Origin of the sequence: Ruegeria lacuscaerulensis (genome assembly GCF_013031245.1) — a bacterium.
In the GTDB taxonomy this organism is placed as follows: Bacteria; Pseudomonadota; Alphaproteobacteria; order Rhodobacterales; family Rhodobacteraceae; genus Ruegeria; species Ruegeria lacuscaerulensis_C.
On record NZ_WPZL01000014.1, the window covers coordinates 53662 to 73385 of the forward strand.

20 protein-coding genes are annotated in these 19724 nt (G+C 58.3%); 16 read left to right on the forward strand and 4 right to left on the reverse strand.

The genetic code is table 11. The features are described 5' to 3' along the window. Positions 1-65 precede the first annotated feature (65 nt). A complete protein-coding gene (locus tag GOX66_RS15870) occupies positions 66-278 on the forward strand; it encodes a hypothetical protein (RefSeq protein ID WP_170763715.1) in 213 nt (70 codons plus the stop codon). A gap of 5 nt (positions 279-283) precedes the next feature. After that, on the forward strand, positions 284-652 hold the full coding sequence (locus GOX66_RS15875; RefSeq protein ID WP_170763716.1) for a hypothetical protein: 369 nt from the start codon (positions 284-286) through the stop codon (positions 650-652). Between the two features lie 2 nt (positions 653-654). On the opposite strand, the gene GOX66_RS15880 is transcribed toward GOX66_RS15875, so the two are convergent. Next, positions 655-849 carry a SlyX family protein gene (locus tag GOX66_RS15880; RefSeq protein WP_170763717.1) on the reverse strand — a complete coding sequence of 65 codons (195 nt, stop codon included), beginning with the start codon at positions 847-849 and terminating at the stop codon, positions 655-657. 130 nt (positions 850-979) lie between these two features. Here GOX66_RS15880 and hisS point away from each other — a divergent pair, with 130 nt between their 5' ends. Genes hisS through hisG form a run of 3 tightly spaced genes read left to right on the forward strand, consistent with a single transcriptional unit; the run spans position 980 to position 4245 of the window. Then, the gene (hisS, locus tag GOX66_RS15885; protein ID WP_170763718.1) at positions 980-2467 is read left to right on the forward strand and encodes a histidine--tRNA ligase; all 1488 of its coding nucleotides are present in this window, start codon (positions 980-982) and stop codon (positions 2465-2467) included. A 3-nt stretch (positions 2468-2470) separates the two neighbouring features. After that, the gene (locus GOX66_RS15890; protein WP_170763719.1) at positions 2471-3559 is read left to right on the forward strand and encodes an ATP phosphoribosyltransferase regulatory subunit; all 1089 of its coding nucleotides are present in this window, start codon (positions 2471-2473) and stop codon (positions 3557-3559) included. Beyond that, a complete protein-coding gene (hisG, locus tag GOX66_RS15895) occupies positions 3556-4245 on the forward strand; it encodes an ATP phosphoribosyltransferase (RefSeq protein WP_170763720.1) in 690 nt (229 codons plus the stop codon). Before GOX66_RS15890 ends, hisG begins: the two co-directional genes overlap by 4 nt. Here the strand turns inward: hisG and GOX66_RS15900 are convergent, their stop codons facing one another. Further along, positions 4246-4677: a DUF1489 family protein gene (locus GOX66_RS15900; RefSeq protein ID WP_170763721.1), complete on the reverse strand. Its 432-nt coding sequence runs from the start codon at positions 4675-4677 to the stop codon at positions 4246-4248. Between the two features lie 129 nt (positions 4678-4806). Between GOX66_RS15900 and GOX66_RS15905 the strand changes: the two genes are divergently transcribed. The 5 genes from GOX66_RS15905 (at position 4807) to GOX66_RS15920 (ending at position 11713) form a co-directional block, all read left to right on the forward strand. Then, positions 4807-7089, forward strand: a complete 2283-nt coding sequence (locus GOX66_RS15905) for an adenosylcobalamin-dependent ribonucleoside-diphosphate reductase (RefSeq protein WP_170763722.1) — start codon at positions 4807-4809, stop codon at positions 7087-7089. 495 nt (positions 7090-7584) lie between these two features. Next, a complete protein-coding gene (locus tag GOX66_RS25845; RefSeq protein WP_237212634.1) occupies positions 7585-7803 on the forward strand; it encodes a GDCCVxC domain-containing (seleno)protein in 219 nt (72 codons plus the stop codon). Between the two features lie 550 nt (positions 7804-8353). Beyond that, positions 8354-8677 (forward strand): hypothetical protein, encoded by a 324-nt coding sequence (locus tag GOX66_RS15910; RefSeq protein WP_170763723.1) that lies wholly within the window; start codon positions 8354-8356, stop codon positions 8675-8677. 212 nt (positions 8678-8889) lie between these two features. After that, entirely contained in the window at positions 8890-9510 is a 621-nt protein-coding gene (rpsD, locus tag GOX66_RS15915) for a 30S ribosomal protein S4 (protein ID WP_170763724.1), read from the forward strand. Positions 9511-10027: 517 nt separating this feature from the next. Further along, positions 10028-11713 carry a tryptophan halogenase family protein gene (locus GOX66_RS15920; protein ID WP_170763725.1) on the forward strand — a complete coding sequence of 562 codons (1686 nt, stop codon included), beginning with the start codon at positions 10028-10030 and terminating at the stop codon, positions 11711-11713. Between the two features lie 291 nt (positions 11714-12004). On the opposite strand, the gene GOX66_RS15925 is transcribed toward GOX66_RS15920, so the two are convergent. Continuing rightward, a complete protein-coding gene (locus tag GOX66_RS15925; protein WP_170763726.1) occupies positions 12005-12466 on the reverse strand; it encodes an Lrp/AsnC family transcriptional regulator in 462 nt (153 codons plus the stop codon). Positions 12467-12569: 103 nt separating this feature from the next. On the opposite strand from GOX66_RS15925, the gene GOX66_RS15930 reads away from it, so the two are divergent. The 4 genes from GOX66_RS15930 to GOX66_RS15945 all read left to right on the forward strand — a co-directional run bounded on the left by GOX66_RS15930 (position 12570) and on the right by GOX66_RS15945 (position 16879). Then, positions 12570-13985 (forward strand): aminotransferase class V-fold PLP-dependent enzyme, encoded by a 1416-nt coding sequence (locus tag GOX66_RS15930; RefSeq protein ID WP_170763727.1) that lies wholly within the window; start codon positions 12570-12572, stop codon positions 13983-13985. 64 nt (positions 13986-14049) lie between these two features. Then, a complete protein-coding gene (hisC, locus tag GOX66_RS15935) occupies positions 14050-15135 on the forward strand; it encodes a histidinol-phosphate transaminase (protein ID WP_170763728.1) in 1086 nt (361 codons plus the stop codon). After that, positions 15132-16052, forward strand: coding sequence for a prephenate/arogenate dehydrogenase family protein (locus GOX66_RS15940; protein WP_170763729.1), 921 nt, complete (start codon positions 15132-15134; stop codon positions 16050-16052). Before hisC ends, GOX66_RS15940 begins: the two co-directional genes overlap by 4 nt. After that, a complete protein-coding gene (locus tag GOX66_RS15945) occupies positions 16049-16879 on the forward strand; it encodes an extensin-like domain-containing protein (RefSeq protein WP_170763730.1) in 831 nt (276 codons plus the stop codon). Before GOX66_RS15940 ends, GOX66_RS15945 begins: the two co-directional genes overlap by 4 nt. Here the strand turns inward: GOX66_RS15945 and GOX66_RS15950 are convergent. Next, positions 16876-17877, reverse strand: coding sequence for a DUF2125 domain-containing protein (locus tag GOX66_RS15950; RefSeq protein WP_170763731.1), 1002 nt, complete (start codon positions 17875-17877; stop codon positions 16876-16878). The genes GOX66_RS15945 and GOX66_RS15950 overlap by 4 nt on opposite strands. Positions 17878-17944: 67 nt before the next feature. On the opposite strand from GOX66_RS15950, the gene GOX66_RS15955 reads away from it, so the two are divergent. Both GOX66_RS15955 and GOX66_RS15960 read left to right on the forward strand, forming a co-directional pair. After that, positions 17945-18475: a gamma-glutamylcyclotransferase gene (locus tag GOX66_RS15955; RefSeq protein WP_170763732.1), complete on the forward strand. Its 531-nt coding sequence runs from the start codon at positions 17945-17947 to the stop codon at positions 18473-18475. 69 nt (positions 18476-18544) lie between these two features. Continuing rightward, the gene (locus GOX66_RS15960) at positions 18545-19723 is read left to right on the forward strand and encodes a biopolymer transporter ExbB (RefSeq protein ID WP_170763733.1); all 1179 of its coding nucleotides are present in this window, start codon (positions 18545-18547) and stop codon (positions 19721-19723) included. The last annotated feature ends 1 nt before the right edge of the window (position 19724 follow it).

Here is a 19724-nt window from a genome sequence, read left to right on the forward strand (position 1 = left end):
CACGGAAAATGCGGGGCTAGGCTTGAGACGTAACCTTTTGGGTCATGTCACAGGAGGGCTCCGATATGGCGATTTCAGGTATTGGATTCAGGGCATTCACTTTAGCCGCCGCCGCAACTCTGGCGATCGCGTCTGCAGGGCTGGCGGATGACAAAAAGAAGAAAAATACGATTGAGGGCGCTCTGATTGGTGCCGGTGTTGGTGCTTTGATCGGCGATGGTAAAGGTGCGGCAGCCGGTGCTGTGGCTGGTGCCATTATCGGACATAACTGGAAGTGAGTGCTATGCGTTTTGATAATCTCAGAGTTTTCACTTGTGCTGCGCTTCTGGTCGCGCCTGGGTTGGGGCAGGCTGACGATGCAGCAGAACAGATGGTGCAGGATGCGCTGCCGGTGATGTACCACACCTGCGCTTCGGTCGTCGAAGAGGCTGATGGGGACGAAACCTACATTCATGCAGTCGTCGAAAAGATGACGGCCCTGTCGATCTATAATCGTCAGATCAACATCGAGGAGCACGCGACCTCGGACGAGGACAAGGCCGCACTGCGCGAGACGTTTCTGTCTGCGCTGGCCGAAGGCTGCGCCGAGGATAAGGACGCTTTGTTGGGCGGAGTGGTCGACAATGCGGTGAAAACGACGCTGGGGTTGTAACGTCAGTAGTGTGGTGGGCGTTCGTCGCCCAGCACGACCCCACCCGATCCTTCCTGCGCCCGTTCGGCCTCGCGTTGCAACAGCATTTCGACCCGGCGGGTCAGGCGGTCGATCTCGTCCTGCTGGCGGGTGACGACCGAATTCAACTCTTCAACCGTGCGGGTCAGATGGGCGATCTGTTCTTCCAGATGCTGCATTGGGGGCTCCTGTCTCTGCGCCGGTCATAGCGAGCCTGTGACGCCAACACCAGAGAAAGCGCGCCTTGCCCCGGCACAGACCATGAGATAGACCGCGCGCGGAACAAGTATACTCCCAAGGACGCCCCACATGGCCAAGCCCAAGAAACAGCCCCGCCCCAAGGCCGTAACGCCAAAAGGGTTCCGCGACTATTTCGGCCAGGAAGTCACGCAGCGCACCGAGATGCTGCGGGCTATCGCGGACGTCTATCATCGGTACGGTTTCGACGCCCTGGAGAGCAGCGCGGTTGAAACCGTCGAGGCATTGGGCAAATTCCTGCCCGACGTGGATCGCCCGAACGAAGGCGTTTTTGCGTGGCAAGAGGTTGATGAGAACGACAAGGGCGACTGGATGGCCCTGCGTTATGACCTGACCGCGCCTCTGGCTCGCGTGTATGCGCAGCACCGCAACGATCTGCCCACGCCTTACCGCCGCTACGCGATGGGCCCGGTCTGGCGCAACGAAAAGCCGGGGCCGGGTCGCTTTCGCCAATTCTATCAGTGTGATGCGGATACGGTGGGCACGGCTTCGATGGCCGCTGATGCCGAGATCTGCGCGATGCTGTCTGATACGCTTGAGACCGTCGGCATTCCTCGCGGTGACTATCTGGTGCGGGTGAACAACCGCAAGGTTTTGAACGGCGTGCTTGAGGCGATGGGCCTTGGAGAAGACGCCGCTGCCCGCGACAACGTTCTGCGCACCATCGACAAGTTCGACAAGGTAGGTGAACAGGGTGTGCGCGAGTTGCTGACAAAAGGCCGTCTGGATGCCTCAGGCGCGTTCATCGACGGTGTGGGTCTCAGCGACGATCAGGCCGAGCCTGTGATTGCCTTCCTGACGTCCAAAGCCGCCGACACCGTCGGTACGCTGGCCAACCTGCGCGCCGCTGTCGGCGACAGCAAGATCGGCGCGGACGGGATTGCCGAGATGGAACAGATTGGCGCGTTGCTGGATGCGGGTGGCTACGGCGCGGACCGGATCGAGATCGACCCTTCTGTTGTGCGTGGTCTGGGGTACTACACCGGGCCGGTCTATGAGGCTGAACTGACCTTCGAGATTTTCGACGAGAAAGGCCGCAAGCGGCAGTTCGGGTCTGTCTCGGGCGGTGGGCGTTACGACGATCTGGTCAAACGGTTTACCGGACAGGAAGTGCCTGCGACCGGTATTTCCATCGGCGTCGATCGGCTGCTGGCCGCTCTGCGCGAAAAGGGACGGATCGCCGCGCGGGCTACGGGACCCGTCGTTGTCACAGTCATGGATCGTGATCGCATGGCCGATTATCAGGCGATGGTGGCAGAGCTGCGCAATGCGGGCATCCGGGCCGAAGTTTATCTGGGCAACCCCAAAAACTTCGGCAATCAGCTGAAATATGCGGATAAGCGGAACTCTCCGATTGCAGTGATCGAAGGCGGCGACGAAAAGGCCAACGGTATCGTGCAGATCAAGGACCTGATCCTTGGTGCGAAGATTGCCGAAAGCGCAACGCTGGAGGAGTGGAAAGAACGCCCCAGCCAGTTCGAAGTGCCGCGTGGCGATCTGGTCGCCAAGGTGCGTGAAATTCTGAACAGTCAGGACTGACCCATGCCCAACCGTTCCCAGATTCAGGCCCGTGCCGCGATGATGCGGGTGCGTTTTGAGGCCGCCGGGGCGCAGGTCGTGGACCCGCCTCTGTTGCAGCCGGCCGAAACCCTGCTGGACCTCTATGGTGAAGATATCCGGGCCCGTGCCTATGTGACCTCGGACGCGTTACGCGGCGAACAGATGCTGCGCCCGGATTTCACCATGCCGGTGGTTCAGATGCATATGAGCGAGGGCGCTGAGCCCGCACGCTATACCTATTCCGGTGAAGTCTTCCGGCGACAAGAGCACGACCCGGACCGGTCCAATGAGTACGTTCAGGTTGGTTACGAAGTCTTCGACCGCAATGATCCTGCCGGGGCGGATGCCGAGGTATTCTCGCTGTTCGCATTGCAACTGCGTGGCTTGCCTTTGCGCGCGGCGACCGGGGATATCGGTATCCTGACGGCGGCGGTGCAGGGTTTGCGCACGACAGATCGCCGTAAAGCTGCATTGATGCGGCATTTGTGGCGTCCACGCCGGTTCCGAATTCTGCTGGAACGTTACGCTGGGCGTAAGCCCGGCCCTGAAGGGCGCGATACACTTCTGGACGCCGAAAACCCGCTGGATGGTGACGTCCCAATGATTGGCAAGCGTCGCGCGTCCGAGATCGAGGCGCGGATCGAAGCTCTGCGCGAAGATCGCGAAACGCCGCCAATTTCGGACAACGAACTGGCCGGGTTGGAAACGCTGCTGAACGTGCGCGAAACCATGCCATTTGCGTTGGAACAGTTGCGCGATGTGGCAGTCGATTTGCCGCAGATCACGCCAGCGCTGAACCGGCTTGAGGCTCGGATCGCTTCGCTTCAGGCGCGTGGTGTCGATGTCGAGACGTTGGATTTCGAGGCTGCCTATGGCCGCACTTCGATGGAGTATTACGACGGGTTCGTCTTTGGTTTTTACGCCGAGGGACGCCCGGACCTGCCGCCCATCGCGACCGGTGGGCGCTATGACGCGCTGACACGGCAATTGGGCAACGGGGCAGAAATCCCCGCCGTGGGTGGCGTGATCCGCCCGGACCTGATGCTCGAGATCGAGGAGGACGCGCAATGAGCCTGAAACTTGGCGTGCCCTCCAAGGGCCGGTTGATGGAGAAAACCTTCTCGTGGTTCGAAAAGCGCGGCATCACCCTGTCGCGGAGCGGGTCGGATCGGGAATACGCGGGTAAGGTCGAAGGGATCGACGGGGTATCGTTGATCCTGCTGTCGGCCGGGGAAATCCCACGCGAACTGGCTGCCGGGCGCATTCATCTGGGCGTCACCGGAACAGATCTGGTGCAAGAGAAACTACCGCGCTGGGAACAGCAGGTTGAGCAGGTCTCGAAACTGGGGTTCGGCAAGGCGGATCTGATCATTGCTACGCCTGCCTGCTGGGTGGATGTCGATACGCTGGACGATCTGGATGCCGCGGCGGCGGCCTTCCGCAAGGCGCATGGCCACCGGCTGCGGATTGCCACGAAATACCATCGGCTGGTGCGCGAGTTTCTGACCGAGGCAGGTGTGGCGGATTACACGCTCGTGGACAGCCAGGGCGCGACCGAGGGCACCGTCGTGAATGAAACGGCCGAGGCGATAGCGGATATCACCTCGACCGGTGAAACCCTGCGGGCGAACCACCTGAAAATCCTGACGGATGGGCTGATCCTGCAATCGCAGGCAACGCTTTGGCGCAGTCGGGTGGCTAGCTATAACGACGACAGCAAGGCCGTTCTGTCCGAAGTAATGGATCGTCTGAGCTGATTAAAGCACCCCGATTTCCGCCAGCGCGCGGTTAAGATCGTCGGGCAGGGCATCGTCCTGCTCGCGCCCCTGCGGTAGGTCGGCAGGGGTGTCTTCGGGTTTCAGATAACGCCAGCCCTGGAACGGGCGTTTCAGGGCAGTTTGGGTTCGGTGCACCTCGGGATCCAGCACAATGGCGCAGCGGCGGATACCGTCTTCGCCGCGTACTTCGTCCAACCGCCGGATACGCTGACGGCACTGAATGACACCCTTGATCACCCAATATATTGATCCGCCATTCAGAATCTCGGCCTCGCGTTTGGGCCACATGCGGGTGACGTGGCGCGGGCACCCGTCCTCATAAAGCGGTTTGCGGCTGTCCTGCCACTCGATCAGCGTGTCGACGCTTTCCGATCCGACCGAGAGTTTTATCAGGTTTACGTACTTATCCACAGCTTTCCCACAGAGTCGTCCCGAACTTCCTCTTTATATTGTAGCTCACCAAGCGCCGTCATCAAGGTGTTGTGGTGGAGGTATGATTTAGGATAGTCTGGATACCTCTTTCAATACAGGGAATCACCAATGAGCCGCTTTGCCGCCCCCATCGCCGAGCAGATCTGGGACATGAAGTACCGCTTAAAGAAAGCGGATGGCACCCCCATTGACCAGACGGTCGAAGATAGCTGGCGGCGCATCGCCCGCGATCTGGCACGGGTGGAGAAAGACCCCGCGCATTGGGAAGAGAAGTTCTTCGAGGCGCTGGAGGATTTCAAATACCTGCCTGCCGGTCGCATCACGGCGGGCGCGGGCACCGCGCGGCAGGTAACCTTGTTCAACTGTTTTGTAATGGGCACGGTGCCCGACAGCATGGGCGGAATCTTCGACATGCTGAAGGAGGCCGCGCTGACCATGCAGCAGGGTGGGGGGATTGGCTACGATTTCTCGACCATCCGCCCACGCGGAGCGGATGTGCATGGCGTGGCGGCAGATGCCTCTGGACCGTTATCGTTCATGGATGTGTGGGACGCCATGTGCCGCACCATCATGTCCGCCGGATCTCGCCGCGGCGCGATGATGGCGACAATGCGCTGCGACCACCCGGATATCGAACAGTTCATCACCGCCAAATCCGATCCGGCCCGCCTGCGCATGTTCAACATGTCCGTGCTGGTAACGGATGCCTTTATGGAGGCCGTAAAGGCAGATGGCCCGTGGGAACTGGTGTTCGGAGACAAGGTTTATCACACCGTTCAGGCCCGCGACCTGTGGAACAAGATCATGCAGGCGACTTATGATTATGCCGAACCCGGCGTGATCTTCATCGACCGCATCAATCAGGCCAACAACCTCAGCTATGTCGAAACCATCGCGGCGACAAACCCCTGCGGTGAGCAGCCTTTGCCGCCCTACGGGGCGTGCCTGCTGGGCTCGATCAACATGGCGCGTCTGGTGGCCGAGCCGTTCAAAAAGAGCGCGCATCTGGACGAAGCAGCGATGCAGGAACTGGTCGCGACCGCCGTTCGGATGATGGACAACGTGGTGGACGCGTCGAAGTTCCCGCTGCCCGAACAAGCCGCCGAGGCGCAGGCCAAGCGCCGTATCGGGCTGGGCGTGACGGGTCTGGCCGATGCTCTGCTGATGCTGGGGCTGCGCTATGGCTCCGACGAGGCGGCGCGTCAAACCGAACGCTGGCTGCACGCGATCGCCCGCGCCGCGTATCTGGCGTCGGTCGACTTGGCGAAGGAAAAAGGGGCATTCCCTTTGTTTGATGCCGAGAAATACCTGGCCAGTGGCACAATGCAGCAGATGGACGAGGATGTGCGCGATGCGATCCGTGAGCATGGTATCCGCAACGCGTTGCTGACATCGATTGCTCCGACGGGGACGATTTCTCTGTACGCGGGCAATGTGTCTTCGGGAATCGAGCCGGTATTTGCCTATGCCTATACCCGTAAGGTGCTGCAGAAAGACGGGTCGCGCACTGAAGAAGAAGTAGTCGACTACGCAGTGCAGATGTGGCGCGACCAATTCGGTGACAAGGAGTTGCCGGATTACTTTGTCAACGCACAGACGCTTTCCCCGTCCGATCACGTCAAAATGCAGGCGGCAGCGCAGAAATGGATCGACAGTTCAATCTCGAAAACCATCAACTGCCCGGAAGACATCAGCTTTGACGCGTTCAAGGACGTCTACATGCAGGCCTGGGATCAGGGTTGTAAGGGCTGCACGACCTACCGCCCCAATGATGTGACGGGTTCGGTCCTGACCGTTTCGGAAAGCGACGACAAAGCGCCGGGCGAAAGCGCCAATGCTCCGCATGAGGTTGATGGTGGCGAGGTCGTCTATATGTCGGAGCCACTGGATCGCCCGCAATCGCTGGAGGGTTCGACCTATAAGCTGAAGTGGCCCGACAGCGAGCACGCGATCTATCTGACCATCAACGACATCGTGATCGGAGGCCGCCGCCGCCCATTCGAGGTGTTCATCAACTCGAAGAACATGGAGCACTACGCATGGACGCTGGCGCTGACCCGGATGATCTCGGCCGTGTTTCGGCGGGGCGGAGATGTTTCCTTTGTGGTCGAAGAGTTGAAGGCTGTGTTCGACCCACGCGGCGGTGCTTGGGTCAAGGGCAAGTACATCCCGTCGATCCTGGCCGCGATTGGTGGCGTGATCGAACAACACCTGATCAATATCGGCTTCCTGGAAGGCGAAGGCATGGGGCTGAAGTCGGATCCTCAGGCGCAAGTCGTCAACATGGATGCCCCGCGTGGCAAGGCGTGCCCGTCTTGCGGGCAGTTTGATATGGTGATGATCGAAGGATGTATGACCTGCCGCAGTTGCGGGCATTCCAAGTGCGGATAGGTAAGAGAGTTTTTCTATTTTGTGAACCGCCAGACAATACGAACCCATTTCGGCGGTTTTGGCACCCATAAACAAGGTTATTGCTGCCCAAGCATTGAACACACCTTGTTTTCTTAGCATTTGGAAGGCGTCTGAATTGTAGAACGGGCGCTTTCCGCATTTTCCGACCGTACCAGAGGGAATTGGCGTGTATCCTTTACTTTGGTAGTTTCTCCCGATGCCGTCGGCGCTGGATATTTTTCTCAGAAGTTTTTTCGAGTTGCGCCTGCAACGACCGGCCGCTGGTTGTGTTTTATTGATGAGCCCCATCCAAGTGGTCGAATAAGATTGTTCGTGCTTGACGGCTTTTGGTCCACCAGGACGACAGATTCCGACACGGGTCGATTTCGTGACTGAAGTGGAAGCATGCCGGAAGTTCTGCAATGACCGGATTGCATGGGTTATCGTGTTCATTGGAGCCAGGATCAAAAACTACATAACCGTGCGGATGTGAGAATGACAAAACAAACTGCGGTGCTTGAAAGCAAATTGACGTGCCCCGAATGCGGTCACGTCGAGGTTGAGACAATGCCAACAGACGCCTGCCAGTGGTATTACGAATGCAAGTCGTGTGCGGTTGTTTTGAGGCCGCTTGAAGGCGATTGCTGTGTCTATTGCTCCTATGCAACAGTCCCTTGCCCCCCAGTTCAGTTAGGGCATAGCTGTTGCGGGTAGGTTTCGTCGGCTTTGTTGAACCCACTCTGTCAGAACAGTGGATCAGGGTCGGTGTTAATTGGTCTGGGCGACATTTCTTAGTACAGTTTTTCGCCTGACCAGCAGAGCAGAGGTGCGCCTCTTTCTAACTCTCGGGGCAATTAAAGTGTTTGCCATCTGCGAGAAGGTCGACGAGGTTAATTGCCACGATCATCGAAAAGCCGGTGGTTCAGCGAAACCGCCTCACGCCTGGCTGAAAAATGATTCTCTAAAGCAACAATTTCGTTAATGCTGCATTAACGTCTCTTTTCCGCCAAAATTTACACTGATAAGGGTGGCGATGTGAGCAGTGATATGTTGAAAGGTACGGGCGGGTACAATGAGAGCCGGAGAAAACGGTCGTATAGCCATTCGATGGGATCAAACGGAAATTGACGGACTAGAGGTAGCGCCTTTGTCTTACCTTAGTGTCGGCGCCGCCTGGGCATGGCGCGGACAAGCACGTTTCCTGGTTGATTCAGCCGATCAGAGTCAGCAAAGAAACGGTGGTGCACCGGGTCACGCCACGAGGATGTTGAGTTCCTCCTCTCCGTTTCCGGATGTATCGGATGCGGCGAGCGGCCTTCTTGTTCTGACCAATGGGGCGCAGCAATTTACAGCGACGTTGATTTCAGGCGCAGGCGAATCGGGCCCGTTACTGGTATTTGAGAATGAATGCCCTGCGCGGGACCAGGAGTTCTGGATCAGCGCATTTACCGAAACTGAACTTCAAAGCGGCGAAGCAGCTCAGACAGACGACACAGTTATTGTATTTCCGCCCAAACCCCGGATGGATAACAGGTTGGCTTCTCCGGAGCGCCGATCGGTGGCCTATGCCGGTCGCAGAGGTGACTGATTAGTCGACCGGGCCGGGTGCCCTCCTAATCCGCAAAGTATCCCAAGCTGTACGAAAAGGCATGTTGACTCTGCGCTTTCTACGGATATAAGCGCGGCTTCATTGGTGTTGGTGGCCCCCGTAAGGGGATGCCTGTCATGGGGGAAACCTCAAGAGGACAACGCCCTTCATAGTGGCCTGAACGGGCCTCGACCTTAAGAAGGAGATCAGCCGTGACCAAACGCACGTCTGCCAAGTACAAAATCGACCGCCGGATGGGCGAAAACATCTGGGGTCGTCCGAAATCCCCGATCAACCGCCGTGAATACGGCCCCGGCCAGCACGGTCAGCGCCGCAAGGGCAAACTGTCGGACTTCGGTCTGCAGCTGCGCGCAAAGCAGAAGCTGAAGGGCTACTACGGTGACCTGACCGAGAAGCAGTTCCGCCGCATCTACGCCGAAGCCGAGCGTGTCAAAGGCGACACCGGTGAAAACCTGATCGGCCTGCTGGAGCGCCGCCTGGACGCCGTCGTCTACCGCGCCAAGTTCGTGCCGACCGTATTCGCTGCACGTCAGTTCGTGAACCACGGCCACGTCAAAGTGAACGGCAAGCGGGTGAACATCCCGTCCTACCGCGTCAAAGAAGGCGACGTGATCGAAGTGCGTGACAAGTCCAAGCAATTGGCTGTTGTTCTGGAAGCCGTCGCCCTGGCAGAGCGCGATGTTCCTGACTACATCGATGCCGACCACTCGAAAATGACCGCGACCTTCGTGCGCGCACCGGGCCTGGGCGATGTGCCTTACCCGGTCATGATGGAACCGAACCTGGTCGTCGAATTCTACGCGAAGAACTAATTAGCTTGCAGTGAAATACTGTTAAGCATCTAAAAAGGCTCCCGATGCGGGGGCCTTTTTTTACCAAAAGCGCAATCGTTAGCGTTTCATGCAACTTCGACTGGAAATCCAAAAATATAGTCCGTTGCATATCAACTAAAACCCGTTCGATTTTTTCTTCGAACACAGCGATGGGAATCCATGGCCGAAAGCGCGGGCTCTTGCTGGCGCAAGGGTCGATTTATCTCGCGGCCCGCCTGATTGGCCCACTCAAGGCGTTAAAATTTCGGGCGACATCGCAGCATTTCCATTTCGAAGAGGCTTTTTGTGTGGAGCCGGGGGCGGAAGGCCTGTCTTGGTAAGACTCGGGGCCGGATGGGCGGAATTGCATACAGGTCACGGCGTCATAGGCCCTAGCTGAATGCAGGAAAGCTGCTATGTTTTTCCTAAAGCCAAAAGGGAAAGCTGTAATACAATCCTCAAAACCAAAAAGGGGAAGCAGCTATATATACCCCAAAACCAACAGGGACAGAAAAACATGAACAATCGATTGCGCAAAATCACTATCGTGGGTGGCGGCACGGCAGGTTGGATGACCGCGCTGATCCTGGACATGGTGTTTTCCCGCACTTCGGCGCCCAAGGATCGCCCGCACATCTGCCTGATCGAGAGTCCCAATATCTCCACAGTGGGTGTAGGTGAGGCTACCGTGCCGCGCATGCCGGTTACGCTCCGCCAGGCGGGCATTTCAGAGCGGAATTTTTTCCGCGAGACCAACGCGTCGTTCAAACTGGGTGTGAAGTTTTGCAACTGGAATAAGGACCCCAAGGGCAATCGCATCGATTACGTGAACCCCTTTGCCCATGGCCAGATGTTGGAGGGGCTGGAAACCGCCGAGTATTTCTTGCGCTTTGGCAATGGGGATCGGGACTTTACACAGTCCATCTCGCCGCACGATCATCTGGGCCGCCTGTGCAAGGGCGCGCGGCAGTTGGGCCAGCCCGAATTTGAACAGCGCTTTGGCTACGCGTATCATCTGGATGCTGTGAAATTTGCGGGAATGCTCACCAAGGTCTGCACGAAGCGCGGCGTAGAGCATATCCAGGATGAAGTTCAGGCGGTTGAGCTGGATGAACAGGGCAATGTCAGCCATTTGAAGCTGGAGCGTTCGGGCCGCCATGACATCGAAATGGTTATAGATTGCACCGGGTTCCGCGGATTGATCATCAATCAGGCACTTGGCGAGCCGTTTATGGATTATTCGGACTACCTGCCCAATGATCGCGCCATGGCGTTGCAGGTCGAGCATCCCGATCCGGAGAAGATCGAGAGCCTCACGCGGTCCACCGCACTTGGCGCGGGTTGGACATGGCGGGTGCCTCTCTACAACCGCGTGGGCACGGGTTATGTGTACTCATCCGCGCATCGGACGGATGATCAGGCGGCAGATGAATACCTCGAATGGCTGGGTGACAGCGGCAAGGGCGCGACGCCGCGCGTGATCCCGATGCGCGTCGGGCGCGTGCGCAATGCCTGGGTCAAGAATTGTGTGGCGATCGGTCTGTCAGGCGGGTTTATTGAGCCGTTGGAAAGCACCGCGATCCATATGATTGATCACGCGGTGCGCTGGTTCGCGGAGCACCTGCCCACGCGCGACATCGAGCCGTCATTGCGGGCCAGATATAACCGGCAGATGGACAAGCTCTATAACGAGGTTCTGGAATTCATCTGTCTGCATTATCGATTGGGAAATCGCACGGATGACCAATATTGGATCGACGCGCGCACCGAGATGAAGTTGCCGGACCGGTTGGCCGAGAACCTGGAGTTGTGGCAGCATCGCCTGCCGATGGACCACGATATTGAGTTTGCCACGCTTTTTGACAGTCGCGTATATCAGACGGTTCTTTTGGGCAAACAGGCATATGATACGGGCTATGGCGCTGGCATCCGCGATCGTCTGCGACCGTTGAAGAAACCGATTTGGTTCCAGGGTATGAAGCGCGCGAAAGCGGACCTAGCGCAGATAATCAAAGCGATGCCGGATCACAAAACGCTTCTGCGCGATATCCGTGGGGAGTTGGAGCAACCAACCTTTGGCATGGCGGCGGCGATGAAACCGACAGTGGCAATGCCGGGTGCGGCACCGGCACCTGTGGCGATCCAGAACATGCCGAACTTCGCTGAAATCCAAAGCGGCGCGAAGGATTTGCAACTGTTCTAGAAATTCTCTGCGCTCCGCTTTTAGTGGTTGGGCCAGGGAAACCAAAAGTGCATATCCCAGCGAGTGAACTGGAAGAAATCTTCAATGCCACGGGCCTATTAGCAGCCGGAAGGTTGCGCATGGGTGATTGGCAATTACCTGCTGGGCTACTCCACTGGCACGCTAGCGCTGAGTGAGGAATTGAAAGCTCATGATGAAGTTGCAGTACGTGCATTTCGGATACGTTTCCCAAAGCACGTACGATGAGTATTTTTAGCTTCTCGCTGACGAGCTGCGCATCACACCTCTGGCTTAAATCGGCAGAGGTCGCCCCTCGGCGATCGCCTCCATTGCGAAATACGAGGTTACGCTGTCCAGTTCGACTTTCTCGATCAGGCGCTGGTAGACCTTGTCATAAGACGCCATGTCCTCGGTCACGACCTTCAATTGATAGTCATAGTCGCCGCCGATGCGGTGGAAATCCACCACTTCGGGGATGGTCAGCACATGGCTGCGGAAGGCCTGCAGCCACTCGGCCGAGTGGTGCCGGGTACGCAACATGACAAAAACCACCAGGCTCAGTCCCAGCTTCTCGCGCGCGATCCGCGCGGTAGAACCGGTTATGACGCCGTTTTCGTTCAATGCCTTCAGGCGCCGCCAGCAGGCATTTTGCGACAGGCCCACCCTGTCCGCCAACTCGCGCTGAGACAGCGTGGCGTCGGTTTGCAGCTCTCGCAGGATTCGTTTGTCAATCTGATCTAATTTTTCGGCCATATCTAAGCATATGACACAAAATTTAAGGAATCTATCAAAAGATAGGTGAAGATTCCACGCTGCTTCTCAATCATATTGGATTATGCAATACGGAGCCTTTCACATGACCCTGTCCAAATTTCGTGCAGAAATTCAAACCACCACTCGCGATTCCAACCTGCGCGACGGGCTGATCGGAGAGAATGTTCTGATCCCGGGTCTGCAAGGGGACGTGCCGCTGGTTTATGCGGATTACGTTGCTTCCGGTCGTGCGCTGCGGCAGGTCGAGGATTTTGTCACCGAACAGGTGCTGCCTTTCTATGCCAACAGCCACACCGAAGCCTCCTATTGTGGGTCTTACATGACCAGACTGCGCCGCGAAGCGCGCGCAGAGATTGCCCGCATAGTTGGTGCCAAGGGAGAGGACGCGGTGATCTTTACCGGGTCTGGTGCCACGGCGGGTCTGAACCGGCTGGTCAGCTTACTGGGTGTGGATGCGGCTGACCGGCCGGTCGTTTTGATCGGGCCGTATGAGCATCATTCGAACATTCTGCCCTGGCGCGAAAGTAAAGCGCAGGTAATCGAGATTCCCGAAGCCGCGGATGGCGGGGTCGATCTGGCTGCGCTTAAAGAGGCGCTGATCGCGAACACCGCGTCCGATTTGATCATCGGGTCGTTTTCGGCCGCGTCGAACGTAACCGGCATCATCACTGACCCAGATCCGATCACCCGGCTGCTCAAGGATCATGGCGCCATGGCTGTCTGGGATTATGCCGGCGGCGGGCCGTACCTGCCGATGGATATGGGACCAGAAGATGCGCGCAAGGACGCCATCGTCGTCTCGCCGCATAAATTCCCGGGCGGGCCGGGCGCATCCGGTGTGCTGATCGTCAATCAGAATGCGGTGCGCCGCACTTGCCCCAGCTGGCCCGGTGGTGGCACCGTAAGTTTCGTTTCGCCGTGGCGGCACGACTACAGCGAAGATTTGGCCACACGGGAAGAAGCCGGAACGCCAAATGTGATCGGCGATATCCGTGCGGCGCTTGCCTTTATCGTCAAGGATGTCGTCGGTACGGAAGAAATCGCCAAACGCGAGGCGCTCTATAACCGCATGGCGCTGCAGGCGTGGGGCGACAATCCGAACCTGTCATTGCTGGGCGCTGACAACCCGCATCGTCTGCCGATCTATTCCTTCCTTGTGCGGGACAATTCCGGCCAGCCGGTGCATCAGCAGCTGTTCACCCGGATGCTCAGCGATATCTACGGCATTCAGGCGCGCGGCGGCTGTGCCTGCGCCGGGCCTTATGCGCATCGTCTGCTGGGGATAGATCGGGCGACATCGGATGAACTGCATGCGGCGCTCTCGGCTGGCGAAGAGATGAAAAAGCCCGGATGGGTGCGGCTGAACTTTTCCTATCTCATGAGCGAAGAGACGGTTCAGTTCATTATCGACAGCGTCAATGACCTGTCCCGCCGGACCGAAGAATTCGTGCCGTACTACAACGCAGACCCGGCGACGGCCCGCTTCAAAGCGGCGTAAGGGAATTGCCGCTTTTCTCAACGCGTTGAGACGGGTATGAGGGGCTCAATCAACGGAGCCCCTTATGAACAAGATCACCCCACAACCCGGCATCATGGATATTGCGCTCTATCAGGGCGGCCAGTCGCATGTGGCCGGGGTGGAGCATGTGATCAAGCTAAGCTCGAACGAAAACCCGTTCGGTCCCAGCCCCAAGGCGATCGAAGCGGTGCGCGAAAGTGCGGCCACCCTGCATCGCTATCCCAGTACTGACCACGCCAGCCTGCGTGCCGCGATTGGCGAGCGATACGGCTTGGACCCGACGCGGATCATCTGCGGCGTCGGCAGCGATGAGGTGCTGCAATTCGTGGCGCAAGCGTATGCCGGGCCAGGCGATGAAGTCCTCTATACCGAGCACGGGTTCTCAATGTACCCGATCATTGCCCGTATGGCTGGCGCAACGCCGGTGATGGTGCCGGAAAGGGATCGTCATGTGGATGTGGACAACATCCTTGCCGCCGTCACCGATCAGACGCGGATCGTGTTCGTTACCAATCCGGGCAATCCGACCTCGACGATGATCCCTGACGAGGATCTGGTGCGCCTGGCCGAGGGGCTGCCGCAGTCCTGCTTGATGGTGATTGATGGAGCATATGCCGAGTTCGTCGCGGGTTTCGATGGCGGCGCGTCGCTGGTTGACCGGTTTGAAAACGTGATCATGACACGCACATTCTCGAAGATTTACGGTCTGGGCGGGATGCGCGTTGGCTGGGGCTATGCCTCGCAGGCGATAATTGATGTGCTGAACCGCGTGCGTCAGCCGTTCAACCTGTCTTTGACCGCTTTGGCGGCTGCCGAGGCGGCGGTGAAGGACGAGGAATATCTGACCTTCTGTCACGCAGAAAATGCGCGCCTTCGGGTGTGGTTGTCCGAGGAGCTCGCCAAAATCGGTGTGCTCTCGGATCCGTCGTGCACCAACTTCATCCTCGCGCGCTTTGCCGATCAGGCCGAGGCCGAGGCTTGCGATGATTACCTCAAGACCCAGGGTTTGATCGTGCGCCGGGTTGCAGGCTACAACCTGCCGAACGCTCTGCGGATCACCGTGGGCGACGAAGAAGCCTGCCGCCGAGTTGTTGCGGCAATTACCGCGTTTAAAGGGGGCGCCGCATGAGCCATATATACGACCGTGTGGCGCTGATCGGATTGGGTCTGATCGCCTCATCCATGTTCTGGGCCATCAAAAGGACCGGGCTTGCGGGCGAAGTCACCGGCTATGCCCGATCCGAAGCCACTCGCGACACGGCCCGCCGCATCGGCTTGTGCGACCGTGTTTGCGACAGCGCGCTGGAGGCGGTCGAGGGTGCCGATCTGGTTGTGCTATGCGTACCGGTTGGGGCCATGGGGGCAGTCGCGCAGGACATCGCTCCGGCTCTGAAACCTGGTGCGACTGTGACCGATGTGGGCTCGGTGAAGCGGCACGTTATTCAGGCCGTTTCACCACATATCCCTGAGGGCGTGCATTTCATCCCTGCGCACCCGCTGGCCGGGACCGAGCATTCGGGGCCGGAATCCGGCTTTGCCGAACTGTTCGACAACCGTTGGTGTCTGTTGGTACCGGTTGAAGGATCGGACTCGGACGCGATTGCCCGGTTGCGCGCGCTGTGGGAGGGAATGGGCTCCAATGTCGATGAGATCGATGCGGACCACCATGATCTGGTTCTGGCAGTGACTTCTCATGCCCCTCACCTGATCGCTTACACGATGGTAGGTGTTGCTGACGATCTGCGCCGCGTGACCGACACCGAGGTCATCAAATATTCCGCCGCCGGTTTCCGGGACTTCACTCGCATCGCTGCCTCGGACCCGACGATGTGGCGGGATGTGTTTCTGAGCAACAAGGATGCGACGCTGGAAATTCTAGGGCGCTTTACCGAGGAACTGTTTGCTCTTCAGCGTGCTATTCGGACCGGTGACGGTGAACACCTGTTCGACTATTTTACCCGAACACGTGCGATCCGGCGCGGGATCATCGATGCCGGGCAGGACACGGATGCGCCCGATTTCGGTCGGGGGAAAGCGAACCCATGATACGAGGCTGGAGGAGTTTGCTGGTTGGACTTGTGGCGGTCAGCGCCACATCGACACATGCGGCCCCTCCAGAAAGCTCGTTAGTCCCGGTTGCACGGCCGTCAGTCGCGCCAATTTTGGCCTTTGCCGCTGTAGTGCCAGACGCGAAAATGCGTCCCGAACTGCGCCCGGTTTCGCCTCAGGTGCTTGCGGTGGCCGCCCGCCCGACGGATTTACCATTGCTCGGGCCGGACACGTCCCTGATGCCCTACTTGCGGCCCAAATCTCTGGAGCAAGAGGCATTTTTCAAAAGACGCAAACTGCGCAAAGGGTCTGTATGCGGTGACATCGACATCCAGGGCAAGCCCGTCGGCAAAGTGCCCGGCAAGATCAAAGCGTGCGGCATTCAAGAAGCCGTTCAGATCACGTCGGTTTCGGGGGTTGTGTTAAGCCGCCCGTCCACGATGGATTGTGGCACAGCAATAGCGTTGAATGAGTGGGTCGATAAAACGGTCAAACCGACTTTCAAGCGGCGCGGCCCGGTGGTCGAATTACAGGTCGCCGCGCACTACGCCTGCCGAACCCGCAACAATCGCAAAGGCGCGCGTATTTCCGAACACGGTAAGGGGCGGGCCATCGATATCTCGGGCTTCAAGTTGGCGGATGGAGAGGTGGTGACAGTTCTGAACGGCTGGCGCAAGAATCCATCGCAAAGCCAATTGATAAAGGTATGGCGCGGCGCGTGTGGCCCGTTTGGTACTGTTCTGGGGCCAAATTCAGACCGCTATCACCGGGATCATTTTCATCTGGACACGGCGCGCCATCGCCGCGGTCCTTTCTGCCGTTAACGCAGGATCAGACGCGGAGCTGGTCCCAGGGGCAGGGGGCCCAAAGCGACAAAGCCATCCCGGAAATTCAGCTGCATATCCAAAGCGTTTGGATTGCCGCCCAACCCGGCCATGAAATTCAGAGCGCGGGTTACCGGATCGACGGCCTGATCGGGTAGGGCGCCGGCCGCATTGGCCATGGAGATCATGTCCTTCCAGTTTTCAGCTTTTATTGCAATCTCACCTGTCGGGATGCCATTCTCGTCCACATCCAGTTCTCCGGCTGCGAACAATCGCAGCGCGCCCCATTTCATCTCGGCCAGATGCAGATCGATCTTCACCGGTTGCGGTCTGCTTTGTTCCAGCGCCGAGCGGTCCCAAGCCTTGTTGAACGTGGCGGTCATGTCCAGCTCAAACGTTTCAAATGCCTGTGGCAATGTAGCGGCAGAGCGCATCAGATCGCGCAGATCGTCTCCGGGCGTGAAGCCATCCATCCGCGCGCTGATTGCATAGGCTTCGGGAATCGATGTCTGTTCCATCACAAGGGCGAGCGTGTCGCCACCAGCCAGAGCCTCGGTATCATCGTTGATTGACCATGGCCCGGCAGTCAGAGCCATCTTTTCCAGCACAAGTGCCACGCCGGGCTGCAGTTGCAGTTCTGCCTGCAAGTCGCTGGCCTGTATGGTTGAGGTCTGGTCGAAATAGGACAGGCGCTGGGGCGTATCAGCAAAGCGAAGGACCTGCCGGCCGGGCCAGATCGCGGGGCTTTGGAATTCGATCCAGTCGGCGCTCCAGGCGGTGCCGTTGACCGGATCGGCCAGCGCCGGGTTGTTCAGACGGGTCATGTGGTGGAACGGGTAGCCCGCAGTTTCCGCATCGGAAAAATCAGCTTGCCAGCCCTGATCCTGCTGCTTGTCGAACCACGACGTGATGGCATTGCGCAGTCCAAAACCGGCAACGAACCAATAAGCGCTCCAGAGGAGTGCGATAAAAATGATAACTCGTACCAGACCGCGCATGACAGATGGCCCTTTTTCCCGCCTCGGAATTGATGTTTATAGGCGTAAACGGGCAAGGACCAGAGCTATGACGATGTGGGTTTTCGGATATGGATCGCTGCTGTGGAATCCGGGCTTTCCGGTGGCCCGTAGCGAACGGGCCACGCTGCACGGTTATGCGCGATCGTTCTGTATGAGCTCGATCCATCACCGCGGAACCGAAGAGCATCCCGGGCTGGTTCTGGCGCTGGACGAACAGGCGGAGGCCGATTGCAAAGGTCTGGCCCTTGCGGTTGAGGCGGGCCACGAAGAGCGCACGTTGCACGAATTGCGGGAACGCGAGCTGATATCCTCGGCCTATGTCGAGAAAATGCTGGATGTGCATCTGGACGGTGGCCAGATGGTGAACGCCGTGACCTATGTGATTGATGCCGATCACGTGCAATATTGCGGCGGCTTGCCGTTGGAAGAACAGGCTCAGATCATCGCCCATGCCGTTGGTGGGCGCGGCCCTAACACCGAATACCTGTACAACACTGCAGAACATCTGGCCGAGATTGACCTGCGTGATCCCGATCTTGAGTGGTTGGCGCAACGGGTGCGTAGCCTTACCGCATAAACCCTTGGCGTCACCGGCTGATTTTCGCTAGATTCGCTCCAGAGCAGGCAAAAACCGGGAGCCACGCGCATGGCGCAGGCACATCAGGGCGCGAGACCCCATTTCTCGCATCCCATTCGTCAGATTGTGATGATGTTAGTCGCAATTGGCTTGGCGGGGCTGGGTGTTTTCATGGCCCTGCCATATGTGATGCCGGTGATTCAGGCCAACCCGTACCTGAACGGCTTTATCATTCTGGTCTTTGTCATCGGTGTTTTCGCCTGTTTTTTTCAGGTGACACAGTTGATCGGATCTGTCCGCTGGATCGAAGCGTTTGTGGGTGGCGTTGTCCGCGAAGACGCCCGTACGCCGCAATTGCTGGCGCCGCTGGCCTCATTGCTGCGCGAGCGAGGCGCGCGATCACAGATCAGTTCCACTTCTACAAGGTCAATTCTGGACTCGGTCGCGGAACGGGTCGAGGAAGAGCGCGAGATTACGCGATATATCACTAACGTTTTGATTTATCTTGGTCTTTTGGGTACGTTTTTTGGGCTGGCGACCACTGTTCCGGCCATTGTCGACACGATCCGCAGCCTCAACCCGCAAGAGGGTGAAGAGGGGCTGGCCGTCTTCAACCGGTTGATGGTCGGGCTTGAATCGCAGTTGCAGGGCATGGGCGTAGCCTTTGGGTCCTCGCTGTTGGGGCTGGCCGGATCGCTGATTGTCGGCTTGCTGGAGCTTTTCGCGGGTCACGGCCAAAATCGGTTCTACCGTGAGCTTGAGGAATGGCTGTCTTCAATCACCCGTGTCGGCTTTGCTGCAGGGGATGAGGGCGGCGCCGAACTTGCGGTGCTGACCCCCGTTCTGGACGCGATGTCCGAACAGATGAACGCTTTGCAGGATCTGTTTTCGGCGCAGGAGGCGGATCGCGCAGCTGTTTCGTCGAGGCTCGGCCAGTTGGCTGACTCGATTGGTGAGATGAACCTGAGACAATCGGGGAACGAAAATGTAACCGCAGCTTTGGAGCGCGTGGCGCTGGGGCAGGACGCGCTGCTGGATCATATGCGCGAACATGGCGCGGGTGAAGGGATTGATGCCGAAAGCCGGATGCGCCTGCGTTCGATGGACGTTCAGTTGCTGCGCATCCTCGAAGAAATCTCTGCCGGCCGCCAGGAAAGCATGAGCGAGTTTCGCAAGGATATCGAACTGCTCGTCAAGGCCCTGACACTGCCCCGAGGCGCCGTGCGCACCGCTCCGGAAGGAGAGTAAC